The sequence below is a fragment of the Streptomyces misionensis genome, from assembly GCF_900104815.1.
Classification (GTDB): domain Bacteria; phylum Actinomycetota; class Actinomycetes; order Streptomycetales; family Streptomycetaceae; genus Streptomyces; species Streptomyces misionensis.
Genome location: NZ_FNTD01000004.1, coordinates 1,490,625 through 1,510,099, shown reverse-complemented (window position 1 = coordinate 1,510,099; position 19,475 = coordinate 1,490,625). Strand labels below are relative to the sequence as shown.

Annotated in this window: 15 protein-coding genes and 1 pseudogene; 5 read left to right on the top strand and 11 right to left on the bottom strand. The window is 72.4% G+C overall.

Features of this window, described 5'->3' with window-relative positions:
• Positions 1 to 13: 13 nt before the first annotated feature.
• Together BLW85_RS08350 and BLW85_RS08345 are read right to left on the bottom strand one after the other, a co-directional pair.
• On the bottom strand, positions 14 to 4,288 hold the full coding sequence (locus BLW85_RS08350; RefSeq protein WP_074996017.1) for a polymorphic toxin type 17 domain-containing protein: 4,275 nt from the start codon (positions 4,286 to 4,288) through the stop codon (positions 14 to 16).
• Positions 4,278 to 4,643 carry a hypothetical protein gene (locus BLW85_RS08345; protein ID WP_074991719.1) on the bottom strand — a complete coding sequence of 122 codons (366 nt, stop codon included), beginning with the start codon at positions 4,641 to 4,643 and terminating at the stop codon, positions 4,278 to 4,280. Before BLW85_RS08345 ends, BLW85_RS08350 begins: the two co-directional genes overlap by 11 nt.
• Before the next feature lie 416 nt (positions 4,644 to 5,059).
• Between BLW85_RS08345 and BLW85_RS08340 the strand changes: the two genes are divergently transcribed.
• Positions 5,060 to 5,575, top strand: coding sequence for an immunity 21 family protein (locus BLW85_RS08340; RefSeq protein ID WP_074991718.1), 516 nt, complete (start codon positions 5,060 to 5,062; stop codon positions 5,573 to 5,575).
• A 7-nt stretch (positions 5,576 to 5,582) separates the two neighbouring features.
• Here the strand turns inward: BLW85_RS08340 and BLW85_RS08335 are convergent, their stop codons facing one another.
• The 5 genes from BLW85_RS08335 to BLW85_RS08315 all read right to left on the bottom strand — a co-directional run bounded on the left by BLW85_RS08335 (position 5,583) and on the right by BLW85_RS08315 (position 10,928).
• A complete protein-coding gene (locus tag BLW85_RS08335) occupies positions 5,583 to 6,824 on the bottom strand; it encodes a cytochrome P450 (protein ID WP_074991717.1) in 1,242 nt (413 codons plus the stop codon).
• 102 nt (positions 6,825 to 6,926) lie between these two features.
• Positions 6,927 to 8,318: an NAD(P)/FAD-dependent oxidoreductase gene (locus tag BLW85_RS08330; protein ID WP_074991716.1), complete on the bottom strand. Its 1,392-nt coding sequence runs from the start codon at positions 8,316 to 8,318 to the stop codon at positions 6,927 to 6,929.
• A complete protein-coding gene (locus tag BLW85_RS08325) occupies positions 8,308 to 8,538 on the bottom strand; it encodes a ferredoxin (protein WP_074991715.1) in 231 nt (76 codons plus the stop codon). The genes BLW85_RS08330 and BLW85_RS08325 overlap by 11 nt, the downstream gene beginning before the upstream one ends.
• A 159-nt stretch (positions 8,539 to 8,697) precedes the next feature.
• Positions 8,698 to 10,389: a DUF885 domain-containing protein gene (locus tag BLW85_RS08320; RefSeq protein WP_074991714.1), complete on the bottom strand. Its 1,692-nt coding sequence runs from the start codon at positions 10,387 to 10,389 to the stop codon at positions 8,698 to 8,700.
• A 53-nt stretch (positions 10,390 to 10,442) separates the two neighbouring features.
• Entirely contained in the window at positions 10,443 to 10,928 is a 486-nt protein-coding gene (locus BLW85_RS08315; RefSeq protein ID WP_070028223.1) for an Lrp/AsnC family transcriptional regulator, read from the bottom strand.
• A gap of 60 nt (positions 10,929 to 10,988) precedes the next feature.
• On the opposite strand from BLW85_RS08315, the gene BLW85_RS08310 reads away from it, so the two are divergent.
• Positions 10,989 to 12,188, top strand: coding sequence for a trans-sulfuration enzyme family protein (locus BLW85_RS08310; RefSeq protein WP_074996016.1), 1,200 nt, complete (start codon positions 10,989 to 10,991; stop codon positions 12,186 to 12,188).
• Positions 12,189 to 12,233: 45 nt separating this feature from the next.
• On the opposite strand, the gene BLW85_RS08305 is transcribed toward BLW85_RS08310, so the two are convergent.
• The 4 genes from BLW85_RS08305 to BLW85_RS08290 form a co-directional block, all read right to left on the bottom strand.
• Positions 12,234 to 13,592: a GNAT family N-acetyltransferase gene (locus tag BLW85_RS08305; protein WP_070028221.1), complete on the bottom strand. Its 1,359-nt coding sequence runs from the start codon at positions 13,590 to 13,592 to the stop codon at positions 12,234 to 12,236.
• A 248-nt stretch (positions 13,593 to 13,840) separates the two neighbouring features.
• A complete protein-coding gene (locus BLW85_RS08300) occupies positions 13,841 to 15,424 on the bottom strand; it encodes an alkaline phosphatase D family protein (protein WP_074991713.1) in 1,584 nt (527 codons plus the stop codon).
• Between the two features lie 111 nt (positions 15,425 to 15,535).
• Entirely contained in the window at positions 15,536 to 16,369 is an 834-nt protein-coding gene (locus BLW85_RS08295) for an alpha/beta fold hydrolase (RefSeq protein ID WP_070028218.1), read from the bottom strand.
• 100 nt (positions 16,370 to 16,469) lie between these two features.
• On the bottom strand, positions 16,470 to 17,123 hold the full coding sequence (locus BLW85_RS08290; RefSeq protein WP_074991712.1) for an NADPH-dependent F420 reductase: 654 nt from the start codon (positions 17,121 to 17,123) through the stop codon (positions 16,470 to 16,472).
• 123 nt (positions 17,124 to 17,246) lie between these two features.
• Here BLW85_RS08290 and BLW85_RS08285 point away from each other — a divergent pair, with 123 nt between their 5' ends.
• The 3 genes and pseudogenes from BLW85_RS08285 to BLW85_RS08275 all read left to right on the top strand — a co-directional run.
• A complete protein-coding gene (locus BLW85_RS08285) occupies positions 17,247 to 18,131 on the top strand; it encodes an RNA polymerase sigma-70 factor (RefSeq protein WP_070028214.1) in 885 nt (294 codons plus the stop codon).
• A 241-nt stretch (positions 18,132 to 18,372) separates the two neighbouring features.
• Positions 18,373 to 19,134 (top strand): GntR family transcriptional regulator, encoded by a 762-nt coding sequence (locus tag BLW85_RS08280; RefSeq protein ID WP_074991711.1) that lies wholly within the window; start codon positions 18,373 to 18,375, stop codon positions 19,132 to 19,134.
• A pseudogene (locus BLW85_RS08275) lies at positions 19,131 to 19,429 on the top strand (alpha/beta fold hydrolase); the annotation flags it as partial. The gene BLW85_RS08280 and the pseudogene BLW85_RS08275, both read left to right, overlap by 4 nt.
• Between the last annotated feature and the right edge of the window lie 46 nt (positions 19,430 to 19,475).

The window sequence follows — 19,475 nt, the reverse complement described above, 5'->3', positions numbered from 1 at the left end:
GATTCCTTTGCCGTTACTTGTGGGTGATCTCGCCGTCGAGTGACACATTGAGATGACTGCCGTCCCTACTGAGCCAACCCAGTTTGGCCTTGCCCAGTTTGCTCAGCTGGACATCCCATTCGAACGGCTGCCCGGCGGTCCTGGAAGGCCCCTTGATCCACTCGTTACCGAATCGGTCGATATAGCCCTTTCGAGCGCCGCGGGGCAGGCCCGTACTGACCGAGACTCTCTTGTCCGGGACGAAGCGGATGCGTCCCGTGTGGGGAAGTTGAGCGTCCTTTATGAGACCCTTGACCCCGGTCCGAGGTGTCGCAACGACCTCTTCGCACTTCAGACCCAGCGGGTCGACGAGGAGCAGGGGCGCGTCGACGTACGCATGGTGATCGGGAGCGGCATCGAGCCCAAGCGGATCGGGGCTGACGTACCGGGCGACTTCTGGATCGTAGTAGCGGAAGTAGTTGTAGTGCAGCCCTGACTCGGTGTCGAAGTACTGGCCCGGAAAGCGCAGCGGACAGGTGGCGGATTCCGCGTCGTCGGTCCCGGACGGGACGTGGGTGCCCCACAACGTAGTACGGCGCTGCCACACCACCTCGCCCTGCGCGGTGACGAGTTCCATGGGAGAACCAGCGTTGTCGGTGATGACCGCGAGAAAGCGGGTGACGCTCTCGGGGCCTGTCTCCTCGGCTAGCCGCGAGAGGAACGAAGCCCCCTCAGGGACATGTGACCGCGTGTGGAGGGTCTGGGTGACCGGACGGTGAGTGTCCGGTTCGTAGTCCCAGCTGATCACTTTGCCGTCCGGGAGGGTCTGTTCGCCCAGGCGGGTGTCATCCCACGAGAATTCGACACGGTCGGCGGGCGACCCGTCGTGGGTCACGCGGTGCTTGGAGATCCGCCGGCCCAGGGGGTCGTAGGCGTACCTCCATCGGTCACCGTTCGGTGTCACCACCTCGGTCAGGCGGTCCTCCGCATTCCAGACATAGGACCAGGTGTGTGATTTCCCGCTGAGGAGTTTGCGTGTTCGCCTGGTGAGCCGACCTTGGCAGTCGTGCTCGTACGTCGTCCGCCCCGCTCGACGGACGATCGTGCCTTCGAACTCGCGTTCACCAGGGGAGTCGTGGCCAGGTGCCGACACCCCCCGAACCTTGCCGGTGCTGTCGTAGGCGTAGGTCTCGGTCCAACCGTGCGCCCGAACCTTGGTGACGCTGCCCGTGTCGTCCAGGCCGAAGTGGCGAGTTCCCGAAGTCAGTTCTCGGATCTCGGTGAGATGGCCGTCGACCCGGTAGGTGTACGTGCGGTGCTGGAGGAGGCAGTCCGGAACGGGTCCGCCGATGGCAGAGGTCAGGGACTGCGCGGTCATCTGCCCGTTCGGGTTCCAGCGCTGCGTGAGCGTCACTCCCTCACCGAACCGGCGCTCGATCTCACGACCTGCGGCGTCGTGCGAGAAGTCCAGCGTGCCGGCCATTGAGCGTAGTTGGGCCGGTCTGCCGACCGCGTCATATGTCCAGTCCGACGCCAGTCCCGACGGTACAACGCGACGAGTGCGGCGTCCGAGAGCGTCGTACTGAAAGACTGACGTGCGATCGTTGACGGTCTCCGACAGGATCCGGCCCAGCGCGTCCCGTTCCAGGACCACCTCGGCGTCCGCGTTAGCCGCGTGGGAGAGGTCTCCGTTCGGTGTGTACGCGTACGTCGTGATCTCGCCGTTGTCGGTTTCCTGGGCTACGACTCTGCCGCGCGTGTCACGGGTAAAGCGTAGGACCTCGCCGACGCCGTTGACCCGGGTGATCAGCCTGCCTGCGGCATCGTAGGCGTACGTCAGGGTGCGCCCGTTGAAGTCCGTCTCCGCGATCAAACGGCCGGCCTCGTCATAGAGGTAAGACCAGGTTCGCCCATCGGGGTTGGTGACGCCTGTCAGACGCAACTCGGTGTCGTATGTGAACCCGTATCGAGTGCCGTCCGGGTCGGTGCGGGATGCCGGGACGTCGAAGGGCGCGGAGGTATGCGCGGTTGTGTTCCCGGCGAGATCTGTGTGCGCGATTAGGTTACCTTCAGCGTCCCAGGCCCAGGATTCGCGTGTGCCGTCGGGGTACTCACGCCACGTAGGCTTGCCCTCGATGCTCCATTCCATGCGTGTCGTGTGACCGAGTGGGTCGGTCACCGCGATAATGCGGCCGAATGAGTCGCGGCCCACGGTCGTCTCGTGCCCTAGTTCATCACCGAGCGTGATTGGCAAGCCAGCCGCGTTCGACACGATCCTCCGTGTGTGACCGAGGGCGTCTGTGACGGCGGCCAATTGCCCCCTACTACCGTACTGGTAGCGGGTCTCGGCACCGGTTGGGTCCACCGTGACAATCACATTGCCACGGTCGTCGTAGGTGTGCCGCCAGACTGCCCCGCCCGGCTCGACCACCTTGGTCGGGAGGCCGAGCGCGTTGTACTCCGCCTGGGCCGCTGTGCCGTCGGGGAGAACGAGGCCGGTGAGGTTGCCGGCGTCGTCGTAGGCGTACCGCGTGGTGTGGCCCAGCGGATCGGTCACCGCGACCGGGTGGGCGCCGTACTCGTCCCACTCCGTGCGGGTGACGTGCCCGAGCGGGTCCGTCTCTTCCACCACCAGGCCCTCGGTGTTGTACCGGTGGACTGAGACGTGCCCCTGAGAGTCCGTGTACGTCGTCGTGCGTGTGGTGTCGTCGTAGGTCAGGGCGCCGGACAGGATGCCGTCGATGCCCTCGGTGCGGGTGACCCGGCCTCGGTCGTCGTAGACGTAACCGAACCAGGTTCCGTTGCGGTCGGTCCAGCGGGTGACGCGTCCCTCGGTGTCGTAGGTGAAGCGCAGGGGTTCGCCGCTGGAGTTGATGACCTCGGTGAGGTTGCCGGTGGTGTCGTAGCCGTAGCGCATGACGACCGTGCCCTCGTCGGTCGTGGTGCCCGGGCGGTAGCGGGAAGGGGGCTCGTCCAGGAGGCGCAGGGCGGTGATGCGGGGGCCCTGGGTGTCGACGGCGACGTAGTAGCCGCCGGAGTGGCGGATGCCGAACGGGATGCCTTCGTCGTCGCGTTCGACGTCGATGCGGTTGCCGTTGCGGTCGCTCCAGGAGTCCAGTGCCAGGTGGAAGACGCCGAAGGATGGTGAGGGGACGGGGGCTGCGAAGGTGCGGGTCACTCCCGTCGACGGGTCGGTGACGGTCATCGCGCCGTCCGGTTTGCCGTCCCACTCCAGCGGCCAGCGCGGGCCCTTCACCGGCATGGTCGGCACGCCCGGCTCCGGTACCGGGTAGACCAGGCGCATGCCGTCGGCCGCGGCGAAGACGACGCCCTCGCCGTCGATCTGGAGGCACTCGTCCAGGGTGGAGATCCAGGTCGGGCCGAAGCAGACGCCGCCCCGGTAGGAGGACAGGTGGGTGCGGGTGAACTCCAGCGGCAGGGTGCCCGGCAGGGCGAGGTCCGTCTGGGTCATCAGCATGGCGCCGGTCGCCACGTCGATCGGCTCGCCCACGCAAGGGGTGCGTTCGGCGTTGCGGGCCGCAGGGCCCAGGTCGACCAGGTCCGGGCGCAGCGACGGCGGGCGCAGCAGCAGGGGGGTGGTGTCGGTGAGGCCGCCCTCCATGCTCGCCTTGAGCAGGCCGCCGCCCGCTCCGAGCGCGCCGCCGAAGATCATGCCGTCCTTGGCGGCCTGGTTGACCTCGTCCAGGCTGAAGCCGTGCTGCAGCCCCGTGGCCATCTGCAGCGGCTGAGCGACAGCGAGGTCCACCGTGACCGATTCGACCCCGCCGAACGCGACGCCGACGAAGGCGCCTGCGACGATGTCGGCCACCACGGCGGAGACCCCGACTCCCACCGTGGCGCCGAACTCGATGACCGCGTCCGCCGCCGCTGCCGCTGCGCCCGAGGCGATGCCCGCGGTCATGATGGCCAAAGCCACACCACCCGCGATCACGGCCGCGTCGATGGCGATCCGCGTCCAGAGCTTGTTGATCGCGTCGTCGATGGCGTCGGCGAACTTGTCCAGCGCACCCGCCATATCCCGCGAGGACTTGGCGAGATCGCTCAGCCAGCCGCCGCTCTCGCCGGTGGCGTAGCGGCCCCAGAACTTACGGAACGCCTCGATCGACTCACCCGTGTTGTTGTGGATGATGCCGGACGCGCTGCGGTGCACCGGGGAACGGACGTCGTCCACGGAGTCGGCGAACGCACGCCAGGCTTTCGCGGCGTCCCGAAGCTTGCCCGAGTCGGCCTCCGGCCACCACAAGCCCAGGTCGAGAAGGATGTGGCGGGCCTTGTCCTCAATGCTCACCGGCACCGTCGCCCGGCTTGTCGGTCTTCACTTCCGTGAACATGCCGGCGATGAGTTCGTCGTTGTCCACGTGGCCGTCCGCCATGTCGGTCATGGCCTCGTGAATGCTCGTCAGGCCGAGCACCAGGATGCCCGCCGCGCCCTCGATCTTTTTCTGGTGCGGCTTGTAGACGCCACCGAACTGGTTTCCCTGCTTGTCGTGGCCCCAGGGCTCGCCCAGGCCGTCCAGGGTCTGAATGAGCGTGGTCAGGGCCTTGCTCAGATCAATGGCGCCCTGCTGGAAGGCAGGTGCCGCCGCCTTGATGTCGGCGGTCTTGATGTCCAGCACCTTGCCGGGAACCTTGCCATCGCCCATCGCTGTCGCCTCCCCCGGTTCGCAACCGCGGCTTCCGACCCTAGGGGACACATGTCAAGGGGAGGTCATGAAAAGGCTAGCCGGAGGTAATCGACGGTGGGGTTGTCCACCAATGAACTTGAGTCCGTTCGCCTCCGGACCAACTGAATGACGATATCCGCCCCCTGGCCATCGTGCCCCGCCGGCATTGCTCGGCACGCCGGCGTCTGGCAGGCCCTGATGCTGCGCTGCGCGAAGTGCCGGGCAGAGTACGCGCCGACCGCATCCGGCCCGCCCGAGCGGGCCGGCATCGTCGACTGCCCGGGCCCGGTCAGATCGGGCTCGACGCTGCGGCAGCGCGGCGTCGTGTGAGCCCAACGGCCCCTGGAGACAGGCGGGTTAAGCCGTCCGCAGGGGTGCGTGTAGGTTCTTCGCCCATGGCTCGGATTGAAGATCATGGAGTGCTGGAGTGGGTGGAGTCGGGCGGTGGGCCCCTGATCGCCGTTCCGGAGGTGGTCCTGCCGTTCTGGGCGGGGGCCGACAGCGAGGAGCTGGACACGGACTACGACCGGGCCTGCGAGGTCGCCGGGTACGCCGGGCTGCTGCCCGTCGGTGACAGCGCGGCGCTCGTGCTCGGTGACGAGCCCGCCGCCACCTCCTACCTGCCCGAGCACGGCACCTTCGTCCGGTGGTCCGCGGCCGGGTCCGAGCGCGAGCTGCTCGCCAGGGTGCCCGCCGCGCTGGAAGGTGCCGTGTGGGAGCAGGAGCTGCGCTGGGACGTGCCCGGGCCCGTGGTGTTGTTCGACTCGGCCTGGCCGGGCGGCGAGGCGGGCCGGCAGGAGCATCTGAAGGTGCCGCTCGCCGCCGGGTCGTACACCGTGCGCACCGCCTACGCCCAGCCGGGCCCCGAGACCTGGGTCGGGCTGGTCCAGCTCACGCCGCAGGCGAGCTGAGACGGGCTCAGGGGCGCAGTCCGTCGAAGTCGATCTCCAGGTGCCGCGGCCCGCGCAGCACCGCGTTCTCCCGGTACGGCGGGGGGTCCTGCACCAGGCGCGGGTTCTCCAGCCGCCGGGCCAGCTCGGTCAGCGCGATCTGGGTCTCCAGCCGGGCCAGCGGCGCGCCGAAGCAGATGTGGATGCCGCTGCCGAAGCCGAGGTGCTGGACGTCCTCGCGGTCCGGGTCGAACCGGTCGGGGTCCGCGAACCGCTCCGGGTCCCGGTTGCCCGCGGCCAGCATCAGCCAGATCCGCGACCCCTTGGGGATCGTCACGCCGCGCACCTCGATGTCCGTGATGCAGGTGCGCTGGGGCACCAGCTGGACCGGTGGCTCGTAGCGCAGCAGTTCCTCCACCAGCCGCGGCGCGAGGTCCGGTTCGTGGCGCAGCCGCTCCAGGACCGGTGGATGGCGCAGCAGCGTGAGCATGCCGTTGGTGATCAGGTTGACGGTCGTCTCATGGCCGGCGATGAGCAGCAGCACGGCCGTGCTGAGCACCTCCATCATCGTCATCGCGCCGTCCGGGCCCCGGCTGTTGACCAGGTCCGACAGCAGATCGTCGCGCGGCTTTCCGGCCCGTTCCTCGGCCAGCCCGGCCAGATACATGCCGAGCTGCATCCGGGCCTCGCGGGCCGTCCGCGCGAAGTCCCCGTCCCCGCCCTGCCGCGCACCCGGGTCGAGATTCGCCACCAGCGGATCGACCCAGGTGCGGAAGCGGGGCTCGTCCTCCCGGGGCACCCCGAGCAGCCGGCAGATCACGGTCACCGGGAACGGATAGGCGAACTGGTCCACCAGGTCGATCCGCCGGGCGTCGCCGAAGCCGTCGATCAACGCGGTGACGATCTCCCGCAGCTCACCGCGCATGCCGTCGATCCTGCGCGGGCGGTGCGGCGGTCCGAAGCCGCTGTTGGCGATGCGCCGCAACCGGTCGTGCTCGGGCGGGTCAAGCCGCAGGAACGACGGCGGCAGCCCGCCCGTCTCCTCCGACCCGGCCAGCGGATCGTCCCCGGCGGCGGCCAGGTTCGCCGCGTCCGAGCTGATCCGCGGGTCGTGCAGCAGCGCCTCGATGTCCCAGTAGGAGCTGATGACGTAGGGGCCGCCCGCATCCTCGTGCAGCACCGGTGTGCGGCGGAGCTCCCGGTAGAGCGGGTACGGGTCGGCGCGGCTGGCGAAGTCGGTGATCCGGCGCACGAGCGAGTCTTGCGTCATGAGGGTCCTCGGAGCGTGGGGAGGGGGCCGGGCGGATGTCGGTGGGGGACCGGCCGGAAACCGGTGTGCGGGGCCGCGGGGAAGCCGTGGCGGCCCGGGCCTTCAGTGGTGGGCCGGGTGGAAGACGAGCCGGGTGTCGGCGGGCGAGTAGCCGCTGAGGGTCACCATGGCCGCGTGGGTCGGCAGCGACGGGTCCGGGAAGTCGGCCGGCACCGGCCGCCGTTCCTCGGGCCGCCGGTCCAGCGTCGGGTGCTCCACCGGGAACGGCGCGCCCCGCTCGATCTGCCGCTGGTAGAACTCCAGCCACCGCGTGTTGTCGAAGCTCACCGCGGCCACCACCCTGCCCTTGTGGCCGTAGACCCCGACGAACCGGCGCTCGGCCGTCGAGCCCTGCGTGATCATCAGGTCCTCGCCCATCGGGGGCACCCCGACCGACTTGATGTTCACCCCGAACTGCGAGGACCAGAACGCCGGCATCCACAGGTGCGGGCGCCGGTCGGTGCCGTCGCAGATCATGTTGTGCGCGGCCGTCTCCGCCTGTGCCACGGCGTTGCCCCAGTGTTCGAGCGAGAGGAACTGGTACTCGAACAGCGCGTGCGGGGAGCGGGCCACGTCGCCCGCCACGAACACGTCGTCGGTGACGATGCCCCGGAAGTCGAAGGCGCGGCACCCCGCGTCACAGGCGATGCCCCGGGGGCCCGCGCCGAGCCCGGATCCGGCCAGCCACTCGGTGTTGCGCTGCGAGCCCAGCGAGACGACCACCACGTCCGCCTCGACCACGCTCTCGTCGGACAGGTGCACCGCCCGTACCCGGCCGGCCGGATCGCCCTCCAGCGCCGTCACCGTCACCCGGGTGCGCAGATCGACGCCGTGCTCGCGCATCAGCTCCGCGGCGACCGAGCCGATCACCCCGCCGAGGGCGCCCACCAGCGGCGCGCCCGCCCGCTCCGCCACCGTGACGGGGATGCCCCGCTCCCGGCACGCGGAGGCGACCTCGCAGCCGGCGAACCCGGCGCCGATCACGAACACCCGGCGCGGCCCCGCCCGCAGCCGGCTGTACAGCCCGGCCGCGTCGTCACGGGTGCGCAGCAGGAAGACGCCGTCCAGCCGGGCCTCCGGCTCCTTCGGCCAGGGCCGGGCGCGCACTCCGGTGGCGATCAGCAGCCGGTCGTACTCCACCTCGTCCCCGTCGGCCAGCCGGACCCGTTTGGCCCTCAGGTCCAGGCCGGTGGCCGCCACGCCGAGGCGCCACTTGGCGTCGATCTCCCGGCGCCGGGGCAGCTCGGTACGGTGCGGGCCGGCCTTGCCGAGCAGCACCGCCTTGGACAGCGGCGGCCGGTCGTAGGGCTCGTACGGCTCGTCGCCGATCAGGGTCAGCTCCCCGGTGAAGCCCTCCGCGCGCAGCGTCTCCGCCGCCCGCAGCCCGGCCAGCGAGGCACCCACGATCACGATCCGGCCCTCGCGCCGCAGCCGGTCCGTTCCGTCAACGGCCATCGGCGGCCTCCGGACCCCGCCGCGACCCGTCCACCCCGTCGGCGGTGATCGCCTGCACCGGGCAGGCGGCCACCGCCCGGGCCAGCCGCTCACGCTGCTCGGGGTCGGGTTGCGGGTCGTAGACCAGCGACTCCTCGCCGTGCATGGCGAAGACGTCGGGCGCGAGGAACGCGCACTGCGCGTATCCCTGACACTTGTTGAGATCGACGACGAGCCTCATCGACGCTCCGCTCTTCCGGTGGCCAGGGTCCGGTGCACGCGCCACGCGGCCGGCGCGGCGTACCCGGACGGCGGTCGTCCCCCGCTCGCCAGCATGGGCGTGAAGCGGGAGGAGCCGCGCGCCGGGCACGCCGATCGAGTGAGCGGAGCCGGGACCGGCTCAGAGCGCGGACAGCTCGTCCACCAGGTCGTCCAGGCCGAGGGAGCCCTGGGAGAGGGCCGCCATGTGCCAGGACTTCAGGTCGAACGCCGCTCCGTGCCGCTGCCGCGCCCGCTCCCGGCCCAGCAGCCAGGCCCGCTCGCCGAGCTTGTAGCCGATCGCCTGGCCCGGGATCGTCAGGTACCGGGTCAGCTCGCTCTCCACGAAGTCCGCGGGGCGGCTGCTGTGCCTGCCGAAGAACTCCTGCGCCAGCTCCGGCGTCCAGCGCTCGCCGGGGTGGAACGGCGAGTCGGCGGGGATCTCCAGCTCCAGGTGCATGCCGATGTCCACGATCACCCGGGCCGCCCGCATCATCTGCGCGTCCAGGTAGCCGAGGCGCTGCTCCGGGTCGGTGAGGTAGCCCAGCTCGTCCATCAGCCGCTCCGCGTACAGCGCCCAGCCCTCGGCGTTGGCGCTGACGATGCCGACCGTCGCCTGGTAGCGGGAGAGGTTCTCGGCCACGTGCGCCCACTGCGCGAGCTGGAGGTGGTGGCCGGGAACGCCCTCGTGGTACCAGGTCGAGACGAGGTCGTAGACCGGGAAGCGGGTCTGTCCCATGGTGGGCAGCCAGGTGCGGCCGGGCCGGGAGAAGTCCTCCGACGGGCCCGTGTAATAGGGGGCCGCCGCGCCGCCGGGCGGGGCGATGCGCGACTCCACCTTCCGCACCCGCTCGGCGAGTTCGAAGTGCGTGCCGTCCAGGTCCGCGATGGCCCGGTCCATCAGGCCCTGCAACCAGTCGCGGACCTCGTCCACGCCCTCGATGTGCCGGCCGTGCTCGTCCAGGTGGGCCAGCGCCACCCACGGCGTCTCGGCGCCGGGCAGGATCTTCTCCGCCTCCCGCTCCATCTCGCCGAGGATGCGGTGGAACTCCGACCAGCCGTACGCGTACGCCTCGTCCAGGTCCAGGTCGGTGCCGTTGAAGTAGCGCGACCAGCGGGCGTACCGCTCCCGGCCGACGACGTTCGGGGCGCCCTCGATGGCCGGGGCGTACACGTCCCGCAGCCAGTCGCGCAGTTCCACCAGGGCCGCGGTGGCCGAGCGGGCCGCCCCGTCCAGCTCGGTGCGCAGCGCGTCGGGTCCGGCGGCGGCGAACTCCTCGTACCAGCCGCGGCCCTTGCCGTCCGCGTCGATCCACTCGGTGAGCTGGCCGATGAACGTCTCGGTCGGCCGGGGCGCCGCGAACAGCTTGCGGTCCAGGCCCAGTTGCAGGGACTCGCGGTAGCCCGCGAGCGCGCCCGGCACCGCGCGCAGCCGCTCGGCGATGGCCGCCCAGTCCTCCTCGGTGGAGGCCGGCATCACCGTGAAGATGTCGCGCACCGAGTGGCCCGGGGTGTGCATGTTGCCGATCGCGCGCAGGTGTTCGTGCGCCTCGTGCACGGCGAGTTCGGCGGTCAGCCGCTCCCGCAGCAGCCGCCCGCAGCGCCGCTCCACGTCGCTGTCCGCGCCCGGCCGGCGCTCCGCCTCGGCCAGCTTGGCGAGCGTGGTCCGGGCCAGCTCCGCGAGCGCCTCCTGACCGGCCGGGGAGTAGTCGGGCAGCCGGCCCGAACTCTCCGGTACTCCCAGGTAGGTACCGGTCACGGGGTCGAGGGCGATGAGGTCGTCGACGTAGGCGTCGGCGACCTGGCGGGGCAGCGGGCTGTTGGTCTCAGACATGCCGCCCATCCTCGTACGGCGCAGGTCCCCGCGTCACCCGCGTGACGGACGATTCAGCTGTCGGCGTTGCCGGGCGGCAGCAGCGGGCCGCACTCCCACTGCTGGAAGATCAACCGGGTCTCCACCCGGGCCACTTCGCGCCGCGCGGTGAACTCGTCCAGCACCAGCCGCTGGAGATCGGCCATGTCCGCGACGGCCACGTGCACCAGGTAGTCGTCCGGACCGGTGAGGTGGAACACCGTGCGGGCCTCCGGCAGCGCGCGCACCCGCTCCACGAACGGCCCCACCAGTTCCCTGCGGTGCGGGCGGACCTGGACCGACAGCAGCGCCTGCAACCCGCGGCCGATCTTGGCCGGATCCAAGCGCAGCCGATGGCCGAGGATCACGCCCGAGCGGCGCAGCCGGGTCACCCGGTCCAGACAGGTCGACGGCGCGACACCCACCTGGGCGGCGAGGTCGCGGTAGGTGATCCGGGCGTCGTTCTGCAGCAGCCGCAGCAGTTGGAGATCCACCGGATCCAGTACGACGGAATCGGCCATCGGCCGAACATAACACGGGGTTTCACGCCGCAGAACCGTTCGATGTTCACCCTTCCGGCCATGGACACAGCGAGCACGGGTGCCTACGACGACGTACGCCCCGCACCGAGAGCCCTGGCCACCGAGGCCGTGCACGCCGGCCGCGACGATCTCGCCCGCCAGGGGCTGCACGCCCCGCCGATCGACCTGTCCACCACCTACCCCTCCTACGACAGCCGGGGCGAGGCCGCCCGCATCGACGCCTTCGCCGCCGACGGCGCGGACCCGGTGGGGCCGCCGGTCTACGGGCGGCTCGGCAATCCGACGGTCGCCCGCTTCGAGACCGCGCTGGCCCGGCTGGAGGGCACCGAGTCCGCGGTCGCCTTCGCCAGCGGCATGGCCGCCCTCAGCGCGGTGCTGCTCGCCAGGTCGGCGGCGGGGCTGCGCCATGTCGTGGCGGTCCGGCCCCTGTACGGCTGCTCCGACCACCTGCTCACCGCCGGGCTGCTCGGCACCGAGGTGACCTGGACCGACCCGGCCGGCATCACGGACGCGCTGCGCCCGGACACCGGTCTGGTGATGATCGAGTCCCCGGCCAATCCGACCCTCGCCGAGCTGGACCTGCGGGCCGTCGCGCACGCCTGCGGCTCGGTGCCGCTGCTCGCCGACAACACCTTCGCCACCCCCGTGCTGCAACGGCCGGCCGAGCAGGGCGCGCGGCTGGTGCTGCACAGCGCGACGAAGTACCTCGGCGGGCACGGCGACGTGCTGGCCGGGGTCGTGGCCTGCGACGAGGAGACGGCGGGCCGGCTGCGGCAGATCCGCTTCGCCACGGGCGGCGTTTTGCACCCGCTCGCCGGCTACCTGCTGCTGCGCGGCCTGTCCACGCTTCCGGTCCGGGTCCGGGCCGCATCCGCGAACGCCGCGGAACTGGCCCGCCGGCTCTCCGCCGACCCGCGGGTGGCCCGGGTCCGCTATCCGCGACTCGGCGGCGCCATGATCGCCTTCGAGGTGCACGGCGACCCGCACGAGGTCATCTCCCGGGTGCGCCTCGTCACCCCGGCGGTGAGCCTCGGCAGCGTCGACACCCTCATCCAGCACCCCGCGTCCATCAGCCACCGCATCGTCGCCGCGAACGACCGGCAGGACGCCGGGGTGAGCGACAAGCTGCTCCGGCTGTCGGTGGGGCTGGAGGACGTCGAGGACCTCTGGGCCGACCTGGACCGGGCGCTGGGGCAGCGGGTGCGGACGCCGGTGCCGCTGGGCGAGGCGGTGGGCTGACGGCCGGCGCGGCGTCCGGCCCGGGGCCGGGCGCCGCGAGCCGGTTCAGTCCCGGTGGGCCCGGTCGAACGCGGGCCGGGCGGAGGGTTCCGCGGTCAGCCGCGCCGTGATCACCAGCGTGCCCTCCTCCACCTGGTAGTCCAGCGGCAGGCCGAGGCCCCGCATCGCGGCGACCATCCCGGTGTTGGAGGCCTGCGTCACCGCGTACACGCTGTCGCAGTGGGCCTCGCGGGCCATCCCCACCAGCCGGCGCAGCAGTTCCGCGCCGACGCCCCGGCGCTGCCAGTCGTCCTCGATCAGCAGCGCGACCTCCGTCTCGTCGCCGTCCCAGAGCAGATGCCCGAGGCCGACGACGCGCCCGGAGGGCGTCTGCGCGGCCAGCGTCCGGCCGAAGCGCGGGCTGAGCAGGTGGTTGAGGTAGCGGTCCGCGTCGCCGACCGGCCCGTGGTAGCGCAGCGACAGCGTGCGGGGCGAGCACCGCTCGTGCATCGCCTTCGCCGCGGCCAGGTCGCCGGTGTCGATCCGCCGTACGGCGATGTCGTTGCCCTCGGGCAGCGTCAGCACGTCCTGCCCGTCCGGGATTCGCGGGCCCAGCCGCGCGTCCAGTTCCACCAGCGCCCGGGCCCGCGCGAACTCGGCCGGGGTGAACGGCAGATACGGCCGCTCCACGGTGAGCACCCCGCCCTCCGGCGCCCGCAGCCGGATGACGGTGTCCTCCAGGACGCCCTCGACCGGCACCCGGTGCGCGCCGTCGGCCGCGCGGCCGGGCAGCGAGCGGATCGTGCAGCGGCCGAGCAACTGCCGCAGCGCCAGCGGCAGTTCCGCGGCGTCGACGGCGGTGCGCGCGGCCAGGCCCAGCACCCGCGTCGGCGCGTCCACCAGATCGTGGGCGTCGGCCCGCTCGATGTACGTGGAGGTGCCCCCGGCCGCCGCCACCGCCCGGGTCAGCTCCGTGGCCGACAGCGTCCCGGGCGCGCGCAGCAGGAACTCGTCCACGGTGCCGTCGGCCAGCGGGTGCGTCTGGAGGCTCAGGATGTCCACCCGGTGCCCGGCCAGCGCCCCGCACAGCTCGGCCAGCGAACCCGGCTCGTCCCTGACCGTCGTCCGCATCCGCCACAGGACGCCGGGCCCGGCCGGCCGCGTCTCGGCGGCCGGCCGGGCGCCGGTATCACGGACGGGCGGGGCATGCCCGTGGCGCCGTGCCCACCATGTGTGGAAGCCCGCCGTGGCGGCCAGCGCGAGCGCCGAGATGCCCAGCAGGGCCGGGCCGTCGGGGCCGTGCCCGACGAGGTTGGCCACCGCGTCGGCCACGGCGACGGCGGTGAAGACCGCGGCCAGCTCCACGAGGTCCCGCCGCCAGTGGTGGACGGGCCGGCCGTGCCGGGCCCGGGTCACATCAGACATATCCGGAGTCATACAGCCACTGTGAAGGAAACGTGTTGCGTGATCACGAACTGTTTGTGACCGTCAGGTAAAGCATGCTCCGCCCGATTTGTTTGACTTTCTACGGCCGCTCCCCGTGCCCCCGCGGGGGCCGGCGCGCCCGGCGAAGCGGGAAAGCGGCCCCGGGCTCGACGTTGCCGCGCGCCGGGGGATGACGCCGGCGCGCGACATGGCTCGAAGGGTAATGGAAGCGGGGGAGCGGGGGTCGATTACTGGCCGACCCGGCCCGGTTGCAGGGTCCGCGTGAACAGCACGGTGCCGTCGTACTCCCGCAGCCTCACCGTCAGTTCGCCGCTCGCGCCGTCGATGTCGACCTCGCCGAAGAACTGGTAGCCCTCGGCCGGCGACACGTTGGAGACGGTGGGCGCCTTGACGAACACCCGGTCCGGGCCGAACGTGCCGTCCAGGGCGCTGGCCGGGAACGCCCCGGCGTTGAGCGGTCCGGAGACGAACTCCCAGAACGGCTCGAAGTCCTTGAAGGCGGCCCGCGACGGGTCGTAGTGCTGCGCCGAGGTGTGGTGCACGTCGGCGGTCAGCCACACCGTGCCGGTGATCCGCCGGTGCTTGATGAACCGCAGCAGTTCAGCGATCTGGAGTTCCCGCCCGAGCGGCGCCCCCGGGTCGCCCTGCGCGACCGCCTCGTAGTTCGGCCTGCCCTCCACCGGGTCCGGCACCACCAGGCCCAGCGGCATGTCGTTCGCGATCACCTTCCACACCGCGCGGGAGGCGGCCAGCTCGCGCTTGAGCCACTCCAGTTGCTCGCGGCCGAGGATGCCCACGGGGTCGGTGGTCTGGTCGTCGGGGGAGTTGGCGTTGCGGTAGGTGCGCATGTCCAGCACGAAGACGTCGAGCAGCGGGCCGTGGTGCAGGGTGCGGTAGATCCGGCCGTCGCCGCGGGCGCCCAGCGTGGAGACGGGGAAGTACTCGGCGAAGGCCCGGCGGGAGTTGCGCGCCAGGTCGTTCAGGCGGGTGCCGGCCGGGTAGGGGGTGCCGCCGCCGATCACCTCGCCCGGGTACCAGTTGTTGCGGACCTCGTGGTCGTCCCACTGGATGATGCCGGGCACCTGGGCGTTGAACCGGCGCAGCGCGGCGTCCAGCAGGTTGTAGCGGAAGTTGCCCCGGTAGTCGTCCAGGGTGATCGCCACGTGCGACTTCGCCTCGGTGGTGAGGCTGCGGTAGACGCTCCCGTCGGGCAGGGCGGCGGTCGCGGAGATCGGCCCGTCGGCGTAGATGTTGTCACCGCTGCACAGGAAGAAGTCCGGATCTGTCCTCGCCATGGCGTCGAAGATGCGGTAGCCGCCGATCGACTCGTTGATGCCCCAGCCCTGCCCGGCCAGGTCCCCGGACCAGACGAACCGCACCCCCTGGCGCCGCTTGGCGGGCGCGGTGCGGAAGGTGCCGGTCACCGGCTCGCCGGTGCGGCGCGGGTCGTCGGGGTCGGCGAGCAGCACCCGGTAGTGGATCTGCTCCCCGGAGGGCAGGCCGTGCAGCCGGGTGGTGCCGGTGAAGTCGCTGCCCGCGCCGAGCAGCGGGCCCGTGAAGCGGCGCGGGTTGCGGAACGACTCGGTCGCCGCGGTCTCCACGATCATCCGGGCCGGCCGGTCCGCACGCACCCACACGAGGCCCGAGTCGGTGGTGACGTCACCGGCCTGGACGCCCCAGTCGGCCCGGGGCCGTCCGGACCGGGCGAACGCCGGGGCCGCGCCGAGCCCCGCGGGCAGGGCGAGCGCCGCCGACGCGGCGAGGGAGCCGCGCAGAACGCCGCGGCGACCGGGGAGCGGACGGTGGGACATGGCTGAGCCTCCAGTGGCGGGATCCGGCCGGTGTGCACAGCCACACCTACTGCCGCCGCGAGACGCGCACGCGAACCCCGGGTGAACAACCGTCCGCCCGCTTCGGGGACTTCAGTCCCGGCTGCCGTCCAGCAGCACCCGCGCCACCAGCGCCGGATCGTCGTTCATCGGGCAGTGTCCGCAGCCGGGCAGGCGGATCAGCCGGGCGTGCGGGATGGTCTGCTTGGCCCGGATGCCCTGGCGGCGGATGAGGATGCGGTCCCTGGTGCCCCAGGCCACCGTCACCGGCAGGCCGGGGACGTCGTCGGTGAAGCGGACGGCGGCACCGGCCCGCAGGGTCGCCTCGAACCCGGTCGCCTCGACCAGCGCCCGGGTCTCCGCGACCACCGCCTCGGGGCGCCGGCGGGCGGGGCGGGCGTAGATGGTGCTGGTCAGCGCGGTGCGGCCGGCGGCGCTGCGGCTCAGCCGGGTCACCAGGGGCAGCGGGAGCCGCTGGGCTATGCCGCGCATCGCGAGCAGCGTCGCGAAGGCGTACCGCCGCTCGGCCCGGGTCCAGAAGCCGGCCGGGGAGAGGGCGGTGACGGATCGTACGAGCTTCTCGCGGCCCAGCTCCAGGGCGAGCAGTCCGCCCAGCGAGTTGCCGGCCACGTGCGGGCGGTCCAGGTCCAGCGCCTCGAACAGGGCGCCCAGCACGGTGTTGGTGGTGGGCAGGTCGTAGGCCAGGCCGTCCGGCAGGGCGGGGGAGGCGCCGAAGCCCGGCAGGTCGACGGCGATCACCTCGCGCTCGGTGGCGAGGATGTCCACGACCGGGTCCCACGCCTGCCGGTGATGGCCGATGCCGTGCAGCAGCACCAGCGGCTCGCCGCGCCCCACGCGCGCGTAGGAGACGGTCACGTCCTCGGGGCCGCGCGGGGTCGGGACGGGGAAGGAGACGGTGGCGGACATGGGGTGCTCCTCGGCTGGACTGCTCACGAACGGACGCCGTGCACAGCTTGGCAGCGATCGCTACCGACGGGTAGCCCCCGGAGGCGCACCGATCCGCCCGTCAACCGGCGCGGTGCACCTCGATGTTGAAGTCCTCGTGCCCGAACGCCCGCGCCATCTGGAGCCGGAGCGGCACGTACATCTCCAGAGCCCGTGCCGCCGCGATGCCGCCCAGGTCGAGCACCCGCGCGGCCGGCCACCCCAAGTCCCCGAGCAGCGCCCGCGTCTGCTCCTTGGCGGCCGCGCTCTCCCCGCACACGAACAGATGGTGCTCGCCCGGCACCCGCCCCGGGTCCGTCATCACCCTGAAGTCGACCGTGTTCAGCGTCTTCACCACGCGCGCCCCGGGGAAGGCCCGCTGGATCCGCTCGCCCAGGCTGTCCGAGTCCACCGGGTCCAGCCGCGGCAGCCCGCCCTCGAACGACAGCGGATTGCACACGTCGACCAGCACCTTGCCGTTCAGGTGCGCGGCGCCCGCCGCCCGCAGCGCGTCCAGCGCCACCTGCCCGCTCACCGCGTTGATCACCAGCTCGGCCGCCTCCGCCGCGTCCGCGAACGTCCCGGCGCGCGCCCGGCTCGCCGACGCGGTGGCCCACTCCCGCGCCACCGGGTTGTCCGCGGTGCGCGAGCCCAGCGTCACCTCGTGCCCCAGCTCCACCAGCCGTCCGGCCAGCGTCCGGCCCACCTCGCCCGTGCCCAGCACCCCGTACCGCAATGGCCACCTCCCGTCACCCGGCCGCCGGCCCCGGCGGCCCGCGCGGTCATTGTGGTCCGGGGCCGGCGCGCGGGGTCCGATTCCGGCTGGACAGGCCACGCGCGTGTCGGATGGGATGAGGACATGACCGCCGACCCCGCGACCGACGTCTTCGAGGAGCACCGGCCCCTGCTCACCGGGGTCGCCTACCGCATGCTCGGCCGCGTCGCCGACGCCGAGGACGTGGTCCAGGACGCCTGGCTGCGCTGGTCTCGCGCCGACCACACGGAGATCCGCGAGCCGCGCGCCTACCTGGTGCGGATCACCACCCGGCTGGCCATCGACCGGCTGCGCCTCGCACAGTCGCGCGCCGAGTCGTACGTCGGGCCGTGGCTGCCGGAACCCTGTCTCACCGAGTACGGCGACACCGCCCCCGACGCCGCCGACCGCGCCGTCCTCGCCGACAGCGTCTCCCTGGCCGTACTGGTCGTCCTGGAATCGCTGTCCCCGCTGGAGCGGGCCGTGTTCGTGCTGCGGGAGGCGTTCGGCTTCCCGTACGCGGAGATCGCGGAGCTGCTCGACCGCGGCGAACCGGCGGTCCGGCAGCTCGCCGGGCGGGCGCGCCGGCACGTGGAGGAGCGGCGCCCGCGCTACGACGTCGACCCGGCACAGCGGCGCGAGCTGACGGAGCGTTTCCTGATCGCCGCGTCCGGGGGCGACCTGGACGGGCTGATGTCGGTGCTCGCCCCGGACGTCCGCCTGGTCGCCGACGGCGGCGGCAAGGTCAGGTCGGCCCTGCGCATCCTGCACAGCGTCGACAAGGTGGCCCGTTTCCTGGCCGCCGTCACGCCCGAGGCCGGTCCGGATCTGACCGTGCGGGCGCTGGAGGTCAACGGCGGCCCCGCCGCGCTGGTCCTGTCCGGCGGAAAGCCGGACACCCTCTTCCAGCTCGACGTCGTGGACGGCCGGGTGACGTCCGTGTACATCCAGCGCAACCCCGACAAGCTGCGCCATCTGACCGGCCGCTGAGCCGTCCGCACGGCACCGGGCCCCCGTCGCGCGACGGGGGCTTTGCCGTGATGTCACCCGCATCACCTCGTGCGAACGCCTCGTGAACGCTCCGCGGCGCCGTGCCCCGGCGGTCCCGCGGCGATGAAGGATTGGTCTTGACCAAGGGTGTCGGCCGTCCTATGGTCGCAGAGAAGTGCAACAACCTTTAATAAACAAGGGCGCTAAAAACCGCCGGATAACGGCTCTTGCGGAGGACAGGGTGGGGACCACGCAGCTGGATTCGGTGCAGGAACCGAAGTACTGGCATCTCAAGACCGTGCTCAGCGAGGCACTGGACTCGGAGTTCTCGGTCGGCGAGATCCTGCCCAACGAGCGCGACCTGGCGGCCCGCTTCGGCGTGGCCCGGGCGACGCTCCGTCAGGCCCTCGAACAGCTGGAGCTGGAAGGCCGGTTGCAGCGCCGCCGCGGCGTCGGCACCACCGTCGCGCCGCCGCGCGTGGGCGTGGCCGTCGGCGGCGAGCAGCACGCCTGGCCGGGCGGGTCCGGGGACGCCTGGCAGGCCACCGACTGCGTCCAGCAGGTGCCGCCCGGGGCCGTGGCCGCGGCCCTGGAGACCGCTGCGGACGAGCCCGTGCACACCGTGCGCCGCTCCCGCACCTCGGGCGGCCAGCGGGTCGCCACCGAACTGCTGTACATCCCGGCCGCCTCGGTGCCCGGCCTCACCGCGATCGACGCGCCCTCCGGCCCGGCCCGCGCCCGCACCGTGCTGCGGGAGCTGCACCGGCTGGAGCCGGAGGGCCAGGACCGCGCCGTCGAACTGGGCTCGGCCCGCGCGGACGACGCCCGCGAACTCGACCGGCTGCCCGGCTCCCCGGTGCTCGTCGTCACCACCCGCTTCACCGCCGAGGGCCGCACCGCCGCCCTCTCCGTGGCGACCTACCGCGCCGACACCTGCCGGCTGACGTTCGGCGACGCGGCCGGCGTGGAGATCCACCACGACCCGGAGCGGCGGGCCTCCTGACCGGCCGCCGGTGGCGCTCCCGTCGCGCCGGCGACCACGCACCGCGAGGAGGCGGGCCCGGGTCGCCCACCACCTGGCGGGCCGGGTCACCCCGCCGGCCCCCGACCTGCGCGGCCGGGCGCACAGCCGAGCGCTGCCCGGCCCCTACGGCATCGCCGCGCACGCCGACGACATGGCCGCCGTCGTCGGGGAACCGGCACGGGCCCCCGTGGTGCCGACCGGCCACTCCATGGGCGCCTTCACCGCCGCCCTGACCGCCGTGCGCCATCCGGACCCGCCCTCGGCGCTGCTCCTGCCCGCCCGACCGCCGTAGCCGGCGGTCCCGCTCGCCAGGCTGAACC

Coding starts and splice junctions, on each gene's coding strand:
- BLW85_RS08345 (WP_074991719.1), bottom strand. CDS start 4,643: ATGGGCGATGGCAAGGTTCCCGGCAAGGTGCTGGACATCAAGACCGCC.
- BLW85_RS08340 (WP_074991718.1), top strand. CDS start 5,060: ATGGCTCGGATTGAAGATCATGGAGTGCTGGAGTGGGTGGAGTCGGGC.
- BLW85_RS08335 (WP_074991717.1), bottom strand. CDS start 6,824: ATGACGCAAGACTCGCTCGTGCGCCGGATCACCGACTTCGCCAGCCGC.
- BLW85_RS08330 (WP_074991716.1), bottom strand. CDS start 8,318: ATGGCCGTTGACGGAACGGACCGGCTGCGGCGCGAGGGCCGGATCGTG.
- BLW85_RS08325 (WP_074991715.1), bottom strand. CDS start 8,538: ATGAGGCTCGTCGTCGATCTCAACAAGTGTCAGGGATACGCGCAGTGC.
- BLW85_RS08320 (WP_074991714.1), bottom strand. CDS start 10,389: ATGTCTGAGACCAACAGCCCGCTGCCCCGCCAGGTCGCCGACGCCTAC.
- BLW85_RS08315 (WP_070028223.1), bottom strand. CDS start 10,928: ATGGCCGATTCCGTCGTACTGGATCCGGTGGATCTCCAACTGCTGCGG.
- BLW85_RS08310 (WP_074996016.1), top strand. CDS start 10,989: ATGGACACAGCGAGCACGGGTGCCTACGACGACGTACGCCCCGCACCG.
- BLW85_RS08305 (WP_070028221.1), bottom strand. CDS start 13,592: ATGTCTGATGTGACCCGGGCCCGGCACGGCCGGCCCGTCCACCACTGG.
- BLW85_RS08300 (WP_074991713.1), bottom strand. CDS start 15,424: ATGTCCCACCGTCCGCTCCCCGGTCGCCGCGGCGTTCTGCGCGGCTCC.
- BLW85_RS08295 (WP_070028218.1), bottom strand. CDS start 16,369: ATGTCCGCCACCGTCTCCTTCCCCGTCCCGACCCCGCGCGGCCCCGAG.
- BLW85_RS08285 (WP_070028214.1), top strand. CDS start 17,247: ATGACCGCCGACCCCGCGACCGACGTCTTCGAGGAGCACCGGCCCCTG.